16 protein-coding genes are annotated in these 14,977 nt (G+C 61.0%); 8 read left to right on the top strand and 8 right to left on the bottom strand.

Annotated features, from left to right (window positions below):
• Positions 1-32: 32 nt before the first annotated feature.
• Positions 33-269: a hypothetical protein gene (locus M8Q45_RS00455; RefSeq protein ID WP_249873180.1), complete on the top strand. Its 237-nt coding sequence runs from the start codon at positions 33-35 to the stop codon at positions 267-269.
• 14 nt (positions 270-283) lie between these two features.
• Here M8Q45_RS00455 and M8Q45_RS00450 read toward each other — a convergent pair whose 3' ends face one another.
• The gene (locus M8Q45_RS00450; RefSeq protein ID WP_249873179.1) at positions 284-742 is read right to left on the bottom strand and encodes a GNAT family N-acetyltransferase; all 459 of its coding nucleotides are present in this window, start codon (positions 740-742) and stop codon (positions 284-286) included.
• Between the two features lie 158 nt (positions 743-900).
• Here M8Q45_RS00450 and M8Q45_RS00445 point away from each other — a divergent pair, with 158 nt between their 5' ends.
• The 6 genes from M8Q45_RS00445 (at position 901) to M8Q45_RS00420 (ending at position 6,898) form a co-directional block, all read left to right on the top strand.
• Positions 901-1,524 carry a CDP-alcohol phosphatidyltransferase family protein gene (locus M8Q45_RS00445; RefSeq protein WP_249873178.1) on the top strand — a complete coding sequence of 208 codons (624 nt, stop codon included), beginning with the start codon at positions 901-903 and terminating at the stop codon, positions 1,522-1,524.
• Between the two features lie 10 nt (positions 1,525-1,534).
• The gene (locus M8Q45_RS00440) at positions 1,535-3,292 is read left to right on the top strand and encodes a bifunctional alpha/beta hydrolase/class I SAM-dependent methyltransferase (protein ID WP_249873177.1); all 1,758 of its coding nucleotides are present in this window, start codon (positions 1,535-1,537) and stop codon (positions 3,290-3,292) included.
• A complete protein-coding gene (locus M8Q45_RS00435) occupies positions 3,292-4,629 on the top strand; it encodes a phosphatase PAP2/dual specificity phosphatase family protein (protein WP_249873176.1) in 1,338 nt (445 codons plus the stop codon). Before M8Q45_RS00440 ends, M8Q45_RS00435 begins: the two co-directional genes overlap by 1 nt.
• A complete protein-coding gene (locus M8Q45_RS00430; RefSeq protein ID WP_249873175.1) occupies positions 4,619-5,086 on the top strand; it encodes a hypothetical protein in 468 nt (155 codons plus the stop codon). Before M8Q45_RS00435 ends, M8Q45_RS00430 begins: the two co-directional genes overlap by 11 nt.
• Positions 5,087-5,343: 257 nt before the next feature.
• Positions 5,344-5,964: a lysophospholipid acyltransferase family protein gene (locus M8Q45_RS00425; protein ID WP_181289778.1), complete on the top strand. Its 621-nt coding sequence runs from the start codon at positions 5,344-5,346 to the stop codon at positions 5,962-5,964.
• 1 nt (position 5,965) lies between these two features.
• Positions 5,966-6,898: a phosphatidate cytidylyltransferase gene (locus M8Q45_RS00420; RefSeq protein ID WP_249873174.1), complete on the top strand. Its 933-nt coding sequence runs from the start codon at positions 5,966-5,968 to the stop codon at positions 6,896-6,898.
• 206 nt (positions 6,899-7,104) lie between these two features.
• Here the strand turns inward: M8Q45_RS00420 and cyoD are convergent, their stop codons facing one another.
• From cyoD to M8Q45_RS00390, 6 genes are all read right to left on the bottom strand, one after another.
• Positions 7,105-7,434 carry a cytochrome o ubiquinol oxidase subunit IV gene (cyoD, locus tag M8Q45_RS00415; protein ID WP_249873173.1) on the bottom strand — a complete coding sequence of 110 codons (330 nt, stop codon included), beginning with the start codon at positions 7,432-7,434 and terminating at the stop codon, positions 7,105-7,107.
• Entirely contained in the window at positions 7,435-8,049 is a 615-nt protein-coding gene (gene cyoC, locus M8Q45_RS00410; protein WP_249873172.1) for a cytochrome o ubiquinol oxidase subunit III, read from the bottom strand.
• A 2-nt stretch (positions 8,050-8,051) separates the two neighbouring features.
• On the bottom strand, positions 8,052-10,025 hold the full coding sequence (gene cyoB / locus M8Q45_RS00405) for a cytochrome o ubiquinol oxidase subunit I (RefSeq protein WP_249873171.1): 1,974 nt from the start codon (positions 10,023-10,025) through the stop codon (positions 8,052-8,054).
• A 21-nt stretch (positions 10,026-10,046) separates the two neighbouring features.
• Positions 10,047-10,976, bottom strand: a complete 930-nt coding sequence (gene cyoA, locus M8Q45_RS00400; RefSeq protein WP_249873170.1) for a ubiquinol oxidase subunit II — start codon at positions 10,974-10,976, stop codon at positions 10,047-10,049.
• 14 nt (positions 10,977-10,990) lie between these two features.
• On the bottom strand, positions 10,991-11,233 hold the full coding sequence (locus M8Q45_RS00395; protein ID WP_249873169.1) for an HP1242/YdcH family protein: 243 nt from the start codon (positions 11,231-11,233) through the stop codon (positions 10,991-10,993).
• A gap of 160 nt (positions 11,234-11,393) precedes the next feature.
• Positions 11,394-12,281, bottom strand: coding sequence for an MBL fold metallo-hydrolase (locus tag M8Q45_RS00390; protein ID WP_249873168.1), 888 nt, complete (start codon positions 12,279-12,281; stop codon positions 11,394-11,396).
• A 506-nt stretch (positions 12,282-12,787) separates the two neighbouring features.
• Here M8Q45_RS00390 and M8Q45_RS00385 point away from each other — a divergent pair.
• Positions 12,788-13,759, top strand: coding sequence for an IS110 family RNA-guided transposase (locus tag M8Q45_RS00385; RefSeq protein ID WP_249873132.1), 972 nt, complete (start codon positions 12,788-12,790; stop codon positions 13,757-13,759).
• Between the two features lie 55 nt (positions 13,760-13,814).
• Here the strand turns inward: M8Q45_RS00385 and M8Q45_RS00380 are convergent, their stop codons facing one another.
• Positions 13,815-14,972, bottom strand: a complete 1,158-nt coding sequence (locus M8Q45_RS00380) for a glutathionylspermidine synthase family protein (protein ID WP_249873167.1) — start codon at positions 14,970-14,972, stop codon at positions 13,815-13,817.
• Positions 14,973-14,977 lie beyond the last annotated feature (5 nt).

Below are 14,977 nucleotides of genomic sequence, written 5' to 3'. Positions count from 1 at the left end.
GAGAGACCAACCCCGAGACGGAGCCCGCCGCCATGAACCACCCAACCCTCACCTTCGCCCAACTCCACCCCGGTGACCGCTTCACCTTGCCCGCCGATCACCGCTTATTCACCAAGCTCACCGACAGCACTGCCCGTGAGCACAGCGTGCATTCGATCAATCTGAAGGAAGAAGGCTACGGTTACGCCGAAGACCCTATAAAAGACCTGCCCGGGGAAGCGCCGATCGAGTACGTCCCGGTCGGTGGGCCGTTGCGGGCTGGGGGCTAGGGCTCCTGCCGACGTTATAAACGCCGCGACATCAGCCATTGCTCCTTGCCCCACGCCTCGAAGCGCTGCAGCACTTCCCAGCCAAGCTTGGCGTAGTAATCCCGTTCGCTGTGGGTGTGCAGGTACAACGTCGCGAAGCCAGCCTCTTTGGCATGGTTGCAAATGCCTTCGATCAATCGCGCGGCGAGGCCTCGGCGGCGGGCGTCCGGGTGGACGAATACGCAGGCCAGCCAGGGGCCGAGGTCGGGGCGTTCGGGCAGGTCGTCGTTTGCCAGCGAGGCGCCGCCCAGTAGCCGGTCGTGTTCCAGGGCGACCAGGCATTTCCAGCGACCATCGCGCTGCCCTGCCGAGAACTCCTCTTGCCAATGGGCCAACGACTGATGGGCAAATTCATACCTGAACTCTTGATATAGCCATTCAGCCATCAGGTTGCATGTGTCCATGTGGTTAACAAGCCAATCCACTCGCAGCATTTGTACGGTCCTTATCGAGTCGCTCCACCAGCGCGAATACCTCGGCAGATGCCTACCCGCGCGCATTCCCAGCAAATACCCACCTGCAACGCCCCAACCTATCGTAATCTCGCATCTGCACAAGCCCTGCCCCGAATCCGGCCGAGATCACAGTCCATATGCCTTCCATCTATCAACTCAAGCCCGCTTTCCAGAATCTGCTTCGCCCCACCGTACAGCGCCTTTACGACAAGGGCGTCACCGCCAACCAGGTGACCTTGCTCGCGGGCATCGTTTCCGTGCTGGTGGGGGCGGTGATTGCGTGGTTCGCCAGCCATCCGTGGGTTTTCGTCCTGGTGCCGGTGTGGATGTTCCTGCGCATGGCGTTGAATGCAGTGGATGGCATGCTGGCGCGGGAGTTTGGCCAGCAATCGAATCTGGGCGCCTACCTCAATGAGCTATGCGATATCATCGCCGACGCTGCCTTGATCCTGCCTTTTGCCCTGTTTCCCGATACCAGCCTGTTGCTCGTGTTGTTGGTCACGCTGTTGGCGTTGTTCAGCGAATACGCCGGCGTGCTCGGGGCGATGGTCGGCGCTTCGCGGCGCTATGACGGGCCGATGGGCAAGAGTGATCGCGCCTTTGTGTTTGGCGTGCTGGCGACCGGTATTGCCCTGGGTTGGCTCGGGGCGCTGTGGGTTGATGGTGTGATGGCGGTGGTTGCCGCCCTGCTGGTTTATACCTTGGTCAATCGGGTCCGTCATGGCCTGAGCCAAGTGACGGAAAACGCTCCCTCAGCATAAGGAAGTTGCAATGCGCGAAGCCCAGGAACTGACGTTCACCACCCACGATGGCGTGGAGTTGTTCTACCGGCACTGGCCGGCTGTCGAGGCCACGGCGGGTGAACCCCGCCAGGCTGTGTTGTTGTTTCACCGTGGTCACGAGCACTCGGGGCGCATCGCCCACCTGGTGGATGAGCTGGACTTGCCCGGGTTCGAATTTTTCGCCTGGGACGCACGCGGCCATGGCCGGTCGCCTGGCGAACGGGGCGACAGCCCGAGCTTTGCCACCAGCGCCCGCGACGTGCAGACCTTCTGCGATCACATCGGCGCGACGCACCAGATCGACGAGCAGAACATTGCCGTGGTGGCGCAAAGCGTCGGCGCGGTGATCGCCTCCACCTGGGTCCACGACTACGCGCCGCGCATTCGCTCGCTGGTGCTGGCGTCGCCGGCCTTCAAGGTCAAGCTCTACGTGCCGTTCGCCCGTCCGGGCCTGGCGCTGATGCGCAAGTTCCGTGGCAATTTCTTCGTCAACAGCTACGTCAAGGCCAAGTTCCTCAGCCATGACCCGGAGCGAGTCGCGTCCTACGACAGCGATCCGCTGATCACCAAGGCCATTTCGGTGAATGTGCTGCTGGGCCTGTACGAAGCGGCCGACCGGGTTGTAGCCGATGCCCAGGCGATCCAGGTGCCGACGCAGCTGTTGATCTCCGGTTCCGACTTCGTGGTGCATCGCAAACCCCAGGAGCAATTCTTCGAGCGGCTGGGCAGCCTGCACAAGGAAAAGCACATCCTGCCGGGCTTCTTCCATGACACCCTGGGCGAGAAAAACCGTGCGCCCGCCATCGCCAGCGCCCGCCGTTTCATCCTGCAGAATTTTGCCCGCCCGCTGGAACGCCCTTCCCTGCTGGACGCCGATCGCCTCGGCGTGACCTGCGCCGAAGCCGAAACCCTGGCGACGCCGCTGCCGCACAACTCGTTGCGCGATCTTTACTGGCGCATGACCCGCGCCAGCATGCGCTTTGGCAGCAAGCTGTCCGCCGGTGTGAAGCTGGGCTTCGACACCGGGTTCGACTCCGGCAGCACGCTGGATTATGTCTATCGCAATCGCCCCACCGGCACCTCGGCGCTGGGCAAGATGATCGACCAGAATTACCTGAACTCCATCGGCTGGCGCGGCATTCGCCAGCGCAAGGTGCACGTCGAAGAACTGCTGCGCCTGGCGATGGCCGAATTGCGCGCCCAGGATCGCGAGGTGCGCATCGTCGACATCGCCGCCGGTCATGGCCGCTACATCCTCGAAGCGCTGCAAGGCGTCAGCCCGTTGCCGGAGTCGATCCTGCTGCGCGACTACAGCGACATCAACGTGCGTGACGGCAGTGCGCTGATCCTTGAGAAAGGCCTCGGCGACATCGCGCGCTTCGTCAAGGGCGATGCCTTCGACCGCCAGGACCTGGCAGCGCTCGAACCGAAGCCGACCCTCGCCGTGGTCTCCGGCCTGTATGAATTGTTCGCCGATAACCAGATGGTCGGCGGCTCCCTCGCCGGCCTGGCCGAAGCGGTGGAGCCCGGCGGTTTCCTCGTCTACACCGGCCAACCGTGGCACCCGCAGCTCGAACTGATCGCCCGCGCCCTGACCAGCCACCGCGCCGGCCAGGCGTGGGTGATGCGTCGACGTACCCAGGCGGAAATGGACCAGCTGGTCGAGGCAGCAGGCTTCCGCAAGATCACCCTGCGGGTCGATGAGTGGGGCATTTTCAGCGTTTCGCTGGCGCAGCGGGTCCAGTAATGAGCGCCGTCATCGCTCCGGCCCGCGAACCCGCGCTGCTGAAACCGGCGGTGCTGTGGCTGCTGTTGCTGGCGCCGCTGTTCTTCACCACGTACGGCTTCGCCACCTGGGTCACGGCCCAGCGTGACGACGTCGGCAGCCTGGTGTTCGACTGGGAAAGCCACATGCCGTTCATGGCCTGGACCATCGTGCCGTACTGGTCGATTGACCTGTTGTACGGCTTGTCCCTGCTATTGCCCAACAGCCGCGACGAACTCAAGCGCCACGCCTTGCGCCTGCTCACGGCCCAGGTCATCGCCGTCAGTTGCTTCCTGCTCTGGCCGCTGACGTTCACCTTCCCCCGGCCGGAAATGGACGGGGTGTTTGGCTGGTTGTTCGAGGTGCTGGCGGGCTTCGACAAACCGTTCAACCAGGCGCCGTCGCTGCACATCGCGTTGCTGGTGGTGCTCTGGGTTTGTTATGAGCGCCACCTGCAAGGCGCCTGGCGCTGGTTGATGCACGGCTGGTTCGCGTTGATTGGCGTGTCGGTGCTGACCACGTATCAACACCATTTTGTCGACGTGCCGACCGGTGCGCTGGCCGGTTGGTTGTGTGTCTGGTTGTGGCCGCTGGACCGGCCGAGTCCGCTGTTCAGTGCCCGACTGGCGACAGATCCTGTCCGTCGCCGCCTGGCCTTGCGTTATGGCTTGGGCGCGGCGGCGATGTTTATCCCGGCGTTTGCTTTCGGTGGCGCGTGGCTCTGGCTGATCTGGCCGGCGGTCGCGGTGCTGATGGTGGCGCTGAATTATCTGCTGTTCGGCGCAAGCGGGTTCCAGAAGCGCGAAGACGGCCGGCTGAGCCCGGCGGTGCGTTGGTTGCTGGCGCCTTATCTGGCGGCGGCATGGATCAATTCCCGCCTGTGGACGCGCAAGCACCCGCAGCCGGATCAGATCATGGATGACGTGTGGCTCGGGCGGATTCCTACATCCGCCGCGTTGAAGGACAGCCCGTTCAGCGCCGTGCTCGACCTGTGCGCCGAGTTGTCCCTGGACAGCACGGCCATCGCCTATCGCACCGTGCCGGTACTTGACCTGACCGCACCGACCGCCGAGCAATGCCTGGACGCCGCGCAGAAGATCGAGCAACTGCGCCAGCACGGGCCGGTGCTGGTCTGCTGCGCCTTGGGTTATTCGCGCAGCGCCACCGCCGTGGCGGCGTGGTTGCTGCACAGTGGCCGTGCCGACAGTGTCGATGCGGCAATCGCATTGATCCGCCGTGCGCGCCCGGGTGTCGTATTGCACCCGGCCCATCGCCAGGTGCTGGAGCAAATGTCCAGGGGGAATCGCCATGAGCAGTGACATCGAGCTGCACACCGTGGCGAGCCTGTTGCGCCGCGGTCAATCGCTGGACCATCTGTCCACCGGCCTGACGCTGCTGGCAGCGCTGATCGGCCTGGGCCAATGGCTGGTGGGTAGCGTCGATCCGTGGCTGCTGTTGTTGAGCTTTGGCGTGTTCGTCCTCGGCATGCAGGAAAAATACCTGGCGTTTCGCGTGGCCTTTGATGCCGATCTGTTTCAGATCGTCGCGGATGCCAGCAAGCCATTGACCGAACGCACCCAGGCATTGGACGAGGCCCTCGCCAATCTCGGCCTGCAACCGGTCGAGCGTGGCGGGCGGTCCTGGCCCGAGCGCAGCCATGGTTCGATGCGACTGCTGCGCCGCCAAGCCTGGCTGGTGGCTATCCAGGCGCTGTTGACGGTGAGCTTCGTCCTGGCGAGTCCCTGGCTGGTTTACTCGGGTCTTGGGATTAAATAATAAACGGATGGCTTTTTGTGGAGAGGGAGCTTGCTCCCGCTGGGTTGTGTGTAGGAGCTGGCGAAGCCTGCGATCTTTTGATCTTGATCTTGATCTTTTGCTTGAGACTCAACTGTCTGGGACAAGATCGCAGCCTCGTTGCACTCGTCAGCTCCTACACAGCTCCTACAAGGCCCAGCGGGAGCAAGCTTCCTCGCCACATGGTTTGCCTGCGATAGATGTCGCATAACTTCAAGCTTTCGGGACAAGGAATCCTCATGTTCGAACCCGTGGTCGCCAACCTCATCACCTCCGCCGCGCGCATGGTCACCGGCGCTCGCAGCCTGTGGCTCGGCTGTGCGCCCAAGCCCGTGCAGCGGATCTACTTCGCCAACCACAGCAGCCACGGTGATTTCGTGTTGCTCTGGGCCTCGCTGCCGCCGGCGCTGCGCAAGCTCACCCGCCCGGTGGCCGGGGCCGATTATTGGCAAACCAGCCCGATGCGCCGCTACATCATCAACCGGGTGTTCAACGGCGTGCTGGTGGATCGCGAGCGCAAGGATCCTTCCTACAGCCCCTTGCAGCCGATGCTCGACGCACTGGAAAACGGTGACTCGCTGATCATCTTCCCCGAGGGCACGCGCAACCCGGAGGAAGGCTTGTTGCCGTTCAAGAGCGGGATCTACCACTTGATGAAAAGCCACCCCGAGGTGGAGGTGATCCCGGTGTGGATCGCCAACCTCAACCGCGTCATGCCCAAGGGCCGCGTGTTGCCGTTGCCGCTGCTGTGCACGACCAGTTTCGGCGCGCCGCTGTGCATCGAGGAAGGCGAAAGCAAAGAGCAATTTCTAGAACGCAGCCGCGCCGCACTGCTGGCACTGGCCCCGGAGCACGTCTGACATGGATCGATATACCCTGATGTTGTTTGGTGGGATCGGCGCGATTCTGGTGCTGGCCTCGTTGGTCGGTTTCATCCTCAAGCTGCGAACCAAAGGCGCGCCGAACTCGGTCATCGAGAACCTCAACGCGCGGATCAACGCCTGGTGGATCATGGTGCTGGTGATCGGCATCGCGTTCTGGCTGGGTAACGCGGCGGTGATCCTGCTGTTCTACGCAGTCTCGTTCTATGCCCTGCGGGAATTCCTGACCCTGACGCCGACGCGGCGCAGTGACTACCCGGCCCTGGTGGCGGCGTTCTACCTGGCGCTGCCGCTGCAATACCTGTTGATCTACTACGACTGGTACGGACTGTTCTCGATCTTCATTCCGGTGTACGTGTTCCTCCTGCTGCCGATCCTGGCGTCGCTGGGCGGCGACAGCACGCACTTCCTGGAGCGTGCTTCGAAAGTGCAGTGGGGGTTGATGATCGCGGTGTTCTGCATCTCCTTCGTGCCGGCCTTGTTGACCCTGGACATCGCCGGTTTCGAAGGACGCAACCTGTTGCTGATCGCCTACTTGGTGATCGTGGTGCAGCTCTCGGATGTGTTGCAGTACGTCTGCGGCAAGTTGTTCGGCAAACGCAAGATCGCGCCCAACCTGTCGCCCTCGAAAACCGTGGAAGGTTTTGTCGGCGGTATTTTCCTGGCCTCGCTGATCGGCGGTGCGTTGTGGTGGATCACGCCGTTCAACCCGTGGCAGTCGTTCCTCGTCGCCCTGCTGATCAACCTGCTGGGCTTTGCCGGCGGCATCGTCATGTCGGCGATCAAGCGCGACCGTGGGGTCAAGGATTGGGGCCACATGATCGAAGGCCACGGCGGCATGCTCGACCGCCTGGACTCGGTGTGCTTCGCCGCACCGATCTTCTTTCATCTGGTCCGGTATTGGTGGACTTGAAGTAACTGACATACCGCTTACCTGTGGCGAGGGAGCTTGCTCCCGCTGGGGTGTGTAGGAGCTGGCGAAGGCTCGGGCCGCGTTCGGACGATCTTTTGATCTTTGCTTTGACTCAAGGGACCTGCGAAAAGATCGCAGCCTCGCTTCGCTCGGCAGCTCCTACAGGACCCCGCCGTGGCAGGCTCTTTTTGCCAGAAAGAGCGAGCTCAATGCGCCAGCATATTGTGATGCACGCTGTACATGATCCACAGCGACAGCCCCACCAGCAGCGCAATCACCACCGCCGAGAACACCAGCGCCGTGACGTTCCAGCGTTGTTGCGGCGAGAAGTCGAGGTGCAGGAAGTAGATCAGGTGCACGACGACCTGGATCACCGCGAAGATCGCCACGACGCCAGCCGTCACAGGCTTGGGCAGCGTGGGATACATCACCAGGGCGAAGGGAATGACGGTGAGGATGACCGACAGCACGAACCCGGTGAGGTAGGATTTCGCGCTGCCGTGACTGGCGTCGACGCTGCCATGAAGATTGCTCATTTACATCACTCCAAACAGATAGACCACGGTAAACACGCAGATCCACACCACGTCGAGGAAGTGCCAGAACAGGCTCAGGCAGCCCATGCGGGTGGCGTTGACGGCGGTCAGGCCATTGCGCTGGACCTGGAACATCACCACCGCCATCCAGATCAAGCCCGTGGTGACGTGCAGGCCGTGGGTGCCGACCAGCGTGAAGAAGCCCGTGAGAAACGCGCTGCGGTCGGGGCCGTAGCCTTCGCCGATGAGCGTCTGGAACTCATGGATTTCCATGCCGATAAACGCCAGGCCGAGGACGAAGGTCAGGCCGAGCCAGGCCAGCACCTTCTGCTTCTGCCCGGCGCTCAGGGCGAGCATGGCGAAGCCGTAGGTAATGCTGCTGAACAGCAGGATGAAGGTTTCCGTGAGGACGTAGGGCAATTCGAAAATATCGGCGGCGCCGGGGCCACCGGCCACGCTCTGCCCGAGCACCGCATAGGTCGCAAACAGCGTTGCGAACAAAATGCAGTCGGTCATCAGGTAGATCCAGAACCCGAACAGGGTCATGGAGCTTGCGTCCGAATGCCCGTGTTCGGATTCCGGCGCGGTGGCGTTTGGCTGGACGAGATTGGACATGATCAAGCCTCCGCCAACATCTTGATGCGTTGATTTTCGATGCGCGCCACCTCTTCGGCGGGCACGTAGTAGTCGATGTCATCATCGGCGCTGCGCCAGATCACGCCGCCGATGGTGGCGACGAGCCCGACGATGGCCAGCCACCAGATATGCCACACCAGGGCAAAGCACATGATCAGGCTGAACAGACTGATGACCAGGCCCATGGCGGTGTTGCGCGGCATGTGGATGTTCTGGAAATCGGCCTCGACGGCGGTTTTCTGGCCGCGCTCCTTCATGCCCCAATAGGCATCGATGCCCTCCACCACCGGTTGCTGGGCGAAGTTGTAGAACGGTGGCGGCGAGGCGGTTGACCATTCCAGCGTGCGCCCGTCCCATGGATCCCCCGTCAGGTCGCGGTTCTGGTGGCGCTGGCGGATGCTGAAGTAGAACTGCAGGATCTGGCAGCTGACCCCACACAGGATGATGCCCACGCCCAACAGCTCCGCCAGCAGCCATGGCTCCCATTCGGGCACGTTGAAGTGGTTCAAGCGCCGGGTCATGCCCATGAAACCGAGGAAGTAGGACGGCATGAAGGCGAAATAGAACCCGATGATCCAGCACCAGAACGCCGCCCGGCCCAAGCGGTCGTGGAGCTTGAAGCCGAAGGCCTTGGGGAACCAGTAGGTCAGGCCGCACATATAGCCGAACACCGCGCCGCCGATGATCACGTTGTGGAAGTGGGCGATCAGGAACAGGCTGTTGTGCAGCAGGAAATCCGCCCCGGGCACCGCCAGCAGCACCCCGGTCATGCCGCCGATGCTGAACGTGACGATAAAGCCCACCGTCCACAGCATCGGCGTTTCGAAGCGCACCCGCCCGCGGTACATGGTGAACAGCCAGGTGAAGATTTTCACCCCGGTGGGCACGGCGATGATCATGGTCATGATGCCGAAGAACGCGTTGACGTTCGCCCCCGAGCCCATGGTGAAGAAGTGGTGCACCCAGACGATGAACGACAGGATGGTGATGACGATCGTCGCCCACACCAGCGAGTGATAGCCGAACAGGCGCTTGCGGCTGAAGGTCGACGCCACCTCGGAAAAGATGCCGAACGCCGGCAGGATCAGGATGTACACCTCCGGGTGGCCCCAGGCCCAGATGAGGTTGACGTACATCATCGGGTTGCCGCCCAGCTCGTTGGTGAAGAAATGCATGTCCAGGTAGCGGTCGAGGCTGAGCATGAACAACGTGGCGGTGAGGATCGGGAACGACGCGAGGATCAGCACCGCCGTGCACAACACCGTCCAGGTGAACACCGGCATGCGGAAAAGGGTCATGCCCGGTGTACGCATTTTCAGGATCGTGACGAAGAAATTCACCCCGGTGAGCAACGTCCCGACGCCGGATATCTGCAACGACCAGATGTAGTAATCCACGCCGACCCCGGGGCTGTAGGAAAGCCCCGATAACGGTGGATAAGCCACCCAACCCGTGCGGGCGAATTCACCCACCGCCAGGGAGACGTTCACCAACATCGCCCCGGCGACGAACAGCCAGAAACTCAACGCATTGAGGAACGGGAACGCCACGTCCCGGGCGCCGATCTGCAAGGGCACGACGATGTTCATCAAGCCCACCACCAGCGGCATCGCCATGAAGAAAATCATGATCACGCCATGGGCGGTAAAGATCTGGTCGTAGTGCTCCGGCGGCAGGTAGCCGGGCGAACCGTCGGACGCCATCGCCTGTTGCGTGCGCATCATGATCGCGTCGGAGAAGCCGCGCAGCAGCATCACCAGGCCGACCACGATGTACATCACGCCGATGCGCTTGTGGTCCACCGAGGTAAACCACTCGTTCCACAGGTAGGTCCACTTGCGGTAGTAGGTGATGGCGGCGATGCCAGCCAAGGCGATCAGCGCCACTACGGCGAGGGTCCACATGATGATGGGCTCATCCGTCGGGATCGCCTCAAGGTTGAGTTTTCCAAACATGCTGTTCTACTCCAGATCGTGTTACTGCCCTTGCTGCCGGGCCCCGACGGGTGATTCGATGCTGCCTTGCATGTGCTCCATGCGATGCTCGACTTCACGGGAGCGGTTCATGCCTTCGTACTTATCGATGATGCTCTGGAACAAATCCGGCTGGATCGAGGCGTAGTGCTCAACCGGGTGCTTGACCGTAGGCCGGGCGAGTCGCGCGTAACTGTCCTTGTCCAAACGCCCCTGCCCCGCCCGTACGCCGGCGACCCACTTGTCGAAGCCCGCCGCGTCGGTGGCCAGGGTCCGGAAGTGCATGTCGGAAAAGCCCGGGCCGTTGTAGTTGGCGGCGATGCCTCGATATTCCCCCGCCTCGTTGGCGATCAGGTGCAGTTGGGTCTGCATGCCGGCCATGGCATAGATCTGCCCGCCCAGCGCCGGGATGAAGAACGAGGTCATGGCGCCGTCGGACGTCACGCGAAAGTTCACCGGCGTGTCCAGCGGCATGGCCAGTTCGTTGACCGAGGCGATGCCCAGTTCCGGGTAGATGAACAGCCATTTCCAATCGGTGGCAACCACCTGCACCACCAACGGCTTGACGTCGGAATCCAGCGGTCGATAAGGATCGAGCGCATGGGTGGACTTCCAAGTGACCACCCCCAGAATGATGATGATCACCAGCGGCACACCCCAGACCACGGTTTCGATCTTGCGCGAGTGCGCCCACTCCGGCGTGTATTTCGCCTTTGTGTTGGAGGCGCGGTATTTCACGGAAAAGATGAACGCCATGACGATGACAGGTACCACCACCAGCAACATCAACAGCGTCGAGAGAATGATCAAGTTGCGCTGGTCAACGCCGACCTGTCCCTTGGGATTGAACAACACCATGTCGCAACCGCCGAGCAACAGCATCCCGCCGACCAGCAACAACCTTGATACGTAACAAGGCAGTCGAGTTCGCATGTCTTGGGCTTCGCTTATGGGTTGTTTGTCAGTTGCCGTGCGATCTTGTCCTTGATCGACAGGCGCTGCTCCTTGAGCCTGCGGAGGTCGTCATCCTCGACGTTGCCCGCCGAAATCGATTCGGCCGCCAACACTTGGTTATCCACATCCGTGTATTCGTCGAGCAGGCGGTCAAGCTCCGGGTCTTGCTGGCGCCGCTGTTGAACCGCCTCTTTGCTGCAATTCAAATCCTGGTAAAGATCGTGAGAAGCAGGCATGGCCTTCTCCTTTCAGCAGTGTTGTTGGGTACACGATTTTTAGAATTGACCCCTACGCCTTAGTTGAGAGAAACATCCGGATACGGTGACGAACGGCATCGCTGGCAAAAAAAAGCCCACGAGACGCGGGCAAAGGGAAAGCTGTCATGGCAGGGAGTGGTCAGGAGGATTGCCTACCGGCGGCCGAGGGCATTGCCGTGGAATCCACCCGCACCGTACGCGACTGAAGAATTGCCTTCTCCCACTCCCTGGCATCGTGGCTGCAAAAAATCTCGACGTGCCCGTCCTGGACCCGCGCCAGTTCCCGCAGGCGATCCTGATTGCGCATCCGTGCCGGGCGGTAGGTGTCCATCATGTATTGGTAGAACTTCAGGCCTGGCGGGCAACGGCGCTCGGCTTGATGGACTTCATCATGAAAAAAATACGCGTCGCCGGCATGCAGCATCCAGCCGTCAGGCGTGCGCAGGGCGATCCCGGCATGGCCGGCGGTATGCCCTTGCAGCGGCACCAGGAAAATGTCCTCTTCTTCGGCACCGATCAGCGCCCGCACCGAATCGAAGCCGAACCAGGTGTCGCCGTCCGGGGCGTAGAACTCCCAATTATCGACACCCTGCCACTGGCGCGCCTGGAACCGACGGCGGCTGATCCAACTGTCGGCGGAGCGCGCCGCTGCCATTTCGTCGCGCATGACATGCACCCGCGCCTGGGGAAAATCCTGGAGTCCGCCGGCGTGATCGAAATCCAGATGGGTCAGCAGGATATGCCGCACGTCGTTGGCATCGAAACCCAGGCGCCGCACCTGATCCAGGGCCGTCAGGCGATGTTCGAACTTGATGTTGTTGAACGCCCGGAAAAATCGACTCAATCGCTCGGGAGTCTGCACGTCCCGCTGGCCAAACCCGGTGTCCACCAGGACCAGGCCGTTGGTGTCGGTTTCGATCAGCAGGCAATGGCACACCAGGCACGCCGTCAGCCCCCTGCTGTAACCGTCGAACAGCTTCCCGCCCACCGGGCACATGCAACCGCAGTTCAGGTGGTGGATATGCATGGAGGCCTCCTGCACGCATGGCGCGTCGATTTCCGTTTTTTCATGGACTCTTTGAAATCGACAGGAAGGCGACAGGCGCAATTCCGCAAAGGCGACAGGCGGTGCCCCCGCCCGTGCTGACATATACCTCTGTGTGTGGGCTTGCTCACGAAGATGGTCGTAGGAGCTGCCGAGTGCAACGAGGCTGCGATCTTTCCCCAGACACTTGAGTCTTGAATGAAAGAGCAAAAGATCGTCCGAACGCGGCCCGAGCCTGCGGCAGCTCCTTGTATCTCGACTATCGCTCCGTCAGGAGCGATAGTTCTCGACTGATCATCGAGGGAGGGACTTGGAAGCCGCGCAGCTCCTTAGGCTTTTTGCCTGTGATGTAGATCGTGCTCCAGCCCTCCACACTCACTCGTACAGTTCGCACGGTATCTTGGGCCCGCCTCCGGCTAGAGCCCGCATTCGCAAGGTTGGACCGAGTGACGTGATGATCGCAAAAGGGAACAAGTGGAGAAACGATCATGTCTGGTTTCGTTGGCGTCGACGTTGCAAAGAACACTTTTGATATCGCTACACACCTGCCCAACGGCAAGCACAAAACCAAGGCCAAGCTGGCCAACAATCCAAAAGGTTTTAAAGAGTTTGAGGCTTGGCTAGACACAAACGTCGAGCGTTCGGCCCTGATCGTGATGGAAGCCACCAGCGTCTACCACTTGGAGCTCGCCGAGTTCGTTTACAACAAAGGCTTCCGAATCTGCGTCGTGAACCCGGCTACGACCAAAGCGTACGCTGACAGCGAGCTGCGCCGCATCAAGACCGATAAAAGCGATGCCAAACTCATCGCCGACTTCGCCCGGGAAAAGGATCAGAAGCTTCAGCCATGGGCACCTGAGCCACTGAAGTATCGCCAGTTGAAAGCTATGGTGCGCCGCCTGGATGACCTTCAGGAAATGGAACAAATGGAGCTTAATCGTCTGGACGTGTCTGACGAAAAGGTCAAAGACTCGATCAACTCCGTTCTGCGCCATATCGAAAAAGAGATCGTTGAAACACATAAGGCGATCAAAAAGCACATCGATGACGACCCGGATATGCGTCAGATGCGGGATCTGATCGTAACCATCGACGGTATCGGACAAAAAACGCTTGAGCGATTGCTAGCCGAACTGGGCGACTTGCGCAAATACAGCGATCCTCGCCAATTGGTCGCCGCTGCGGGGCTGAATCCCAAGCTGCAAGAATCAGGAAAGCTTAAAGGTCATACCCTAATTTCGAGAATCGGGTCAGCACGGCTTCGTGCAGGCCTTTACATGCCTGGCATGGTGGCGCTGAAACACAATAAGGCGATCATGGCGATGAAAGAACGCCTGGAGGCCAACGGCAAGGCCCCCAAACAAATCATCTGCGCGGCAATGCGCAAACTGCTGCACTTCGTTTACGGAGTGCTCAAGTCAGGACTGCCATATGACCCGAAACTTGCGCTTGCCCGGTGAGACTTAAGACGGTATCTACACAAGCGCTGCGTGAGCAAGCTCGCTCGCCAATGTATCAGTCGAGGATCAGGTGCGGCAGGAACCGGCTGGAGTCCTTGGTGATCAGGCTGTTGTCTTCCCGCACGCCAATGCCGGCCGCCTGGTCGCCGATGACCCAGGAACCGATCAGGGTATAGCTGTCGCCAAAGCGTGGCAGTGGCGCAAACTCCTGGAGGATGAACGGTGCATCGGTATACGGGCCGTCTTCCTTGACGATCAAGCCGTCAGCGGTCTGCAACTCGATGTTGGCGCCTTCCCGGGAAAAGAACGGCTTGCGCACCCAGCCCTTGGGCACCGCTTTGCTGGTGTCGGTGTCGAGGTGAGCCGCGAGCAGGTTCGGGTGGCCTTTGTTGAATTCCCACAGCAGCGGCAGGATGCCTTTGTTCGAGATGATCGACTTCCAGGCCGGTTCGAAAAACTGCGTGTCGCATTGGGCGATCGCAGCACCGAAGGGCTCGTGGAAGATGAACTCCCAAGCGTGCAGCTTGAACAAGTGCGGGATCCAGCGCTCTTCCAGATCGACGAAACGTCCGTCGCTGTTGAGGCCGATGTCTTCGATATCAATGTGCCGCGATTCGATGCCGACCTTCTCCGCGATCAGTCGCAAGTAGTCCGTGGTGCCCTTGTCTTCCACCGAGCCTTTCATCGAGGCGAAATAAAATGGCTCGGTGAGCTGCAACTGGGCGAAGGCCTGGTGCAGCTTGGTGTCGATGCTATTGAACTGGTCGGCATGGACCGGCAGCATCCCGCGCTCGATGCATTGCTCCAGCCAGCCCCACTGGAACGCCGCCGCCTCGTAGAGGCTGGTCGGCGTGTCGTAGTTGAGCTCCAACAGCTTGGCCGGGCCCGTGCCGTTGTAGGAGAAATCCATGCGCCCATACAGGTGCGGATGGCCTTCAAGCCATGAGGTACGCACCAGGTCGAAGAACGGCGCGGGGATGCTCAGGCGCTCCAGCAATTCTTCGCTCCGGACCACGCGGGCCACGAGGTCCATGCACATCTCATGGAGCTCGGTGGTCGGGTCTTCCAGGTCATCCTCAATCTGCTTGAGGGTGAACTGGTAGTACGCGCTTTCGTCCCAATAGGGTTCGTCGTCGATGGTGTGGAACAGAAAGCCGAGCTGCTCGGCGGTCTGCTTCCAGTCAGGACGTTCTGCGCACTGGATCTTCTTCATGGCGC

The organism is Pseudomonas sp. T1.Ur (assembly GCF_023516725.1).
In the GTDB taxonomy this organism is placed as follows: Bacteria; Pseudomonadota; Gammaproteobacteria; order Pseudomonadales; family Pseudomonadaceae; genus Aquipseudomonas; species Aquipseudomonas alvandae.
The sequence above is the reverse complement of the archived record's forward strand: the minus strand, read 5'-3'. Positions and strand labels throughout refer to the sequence as shown.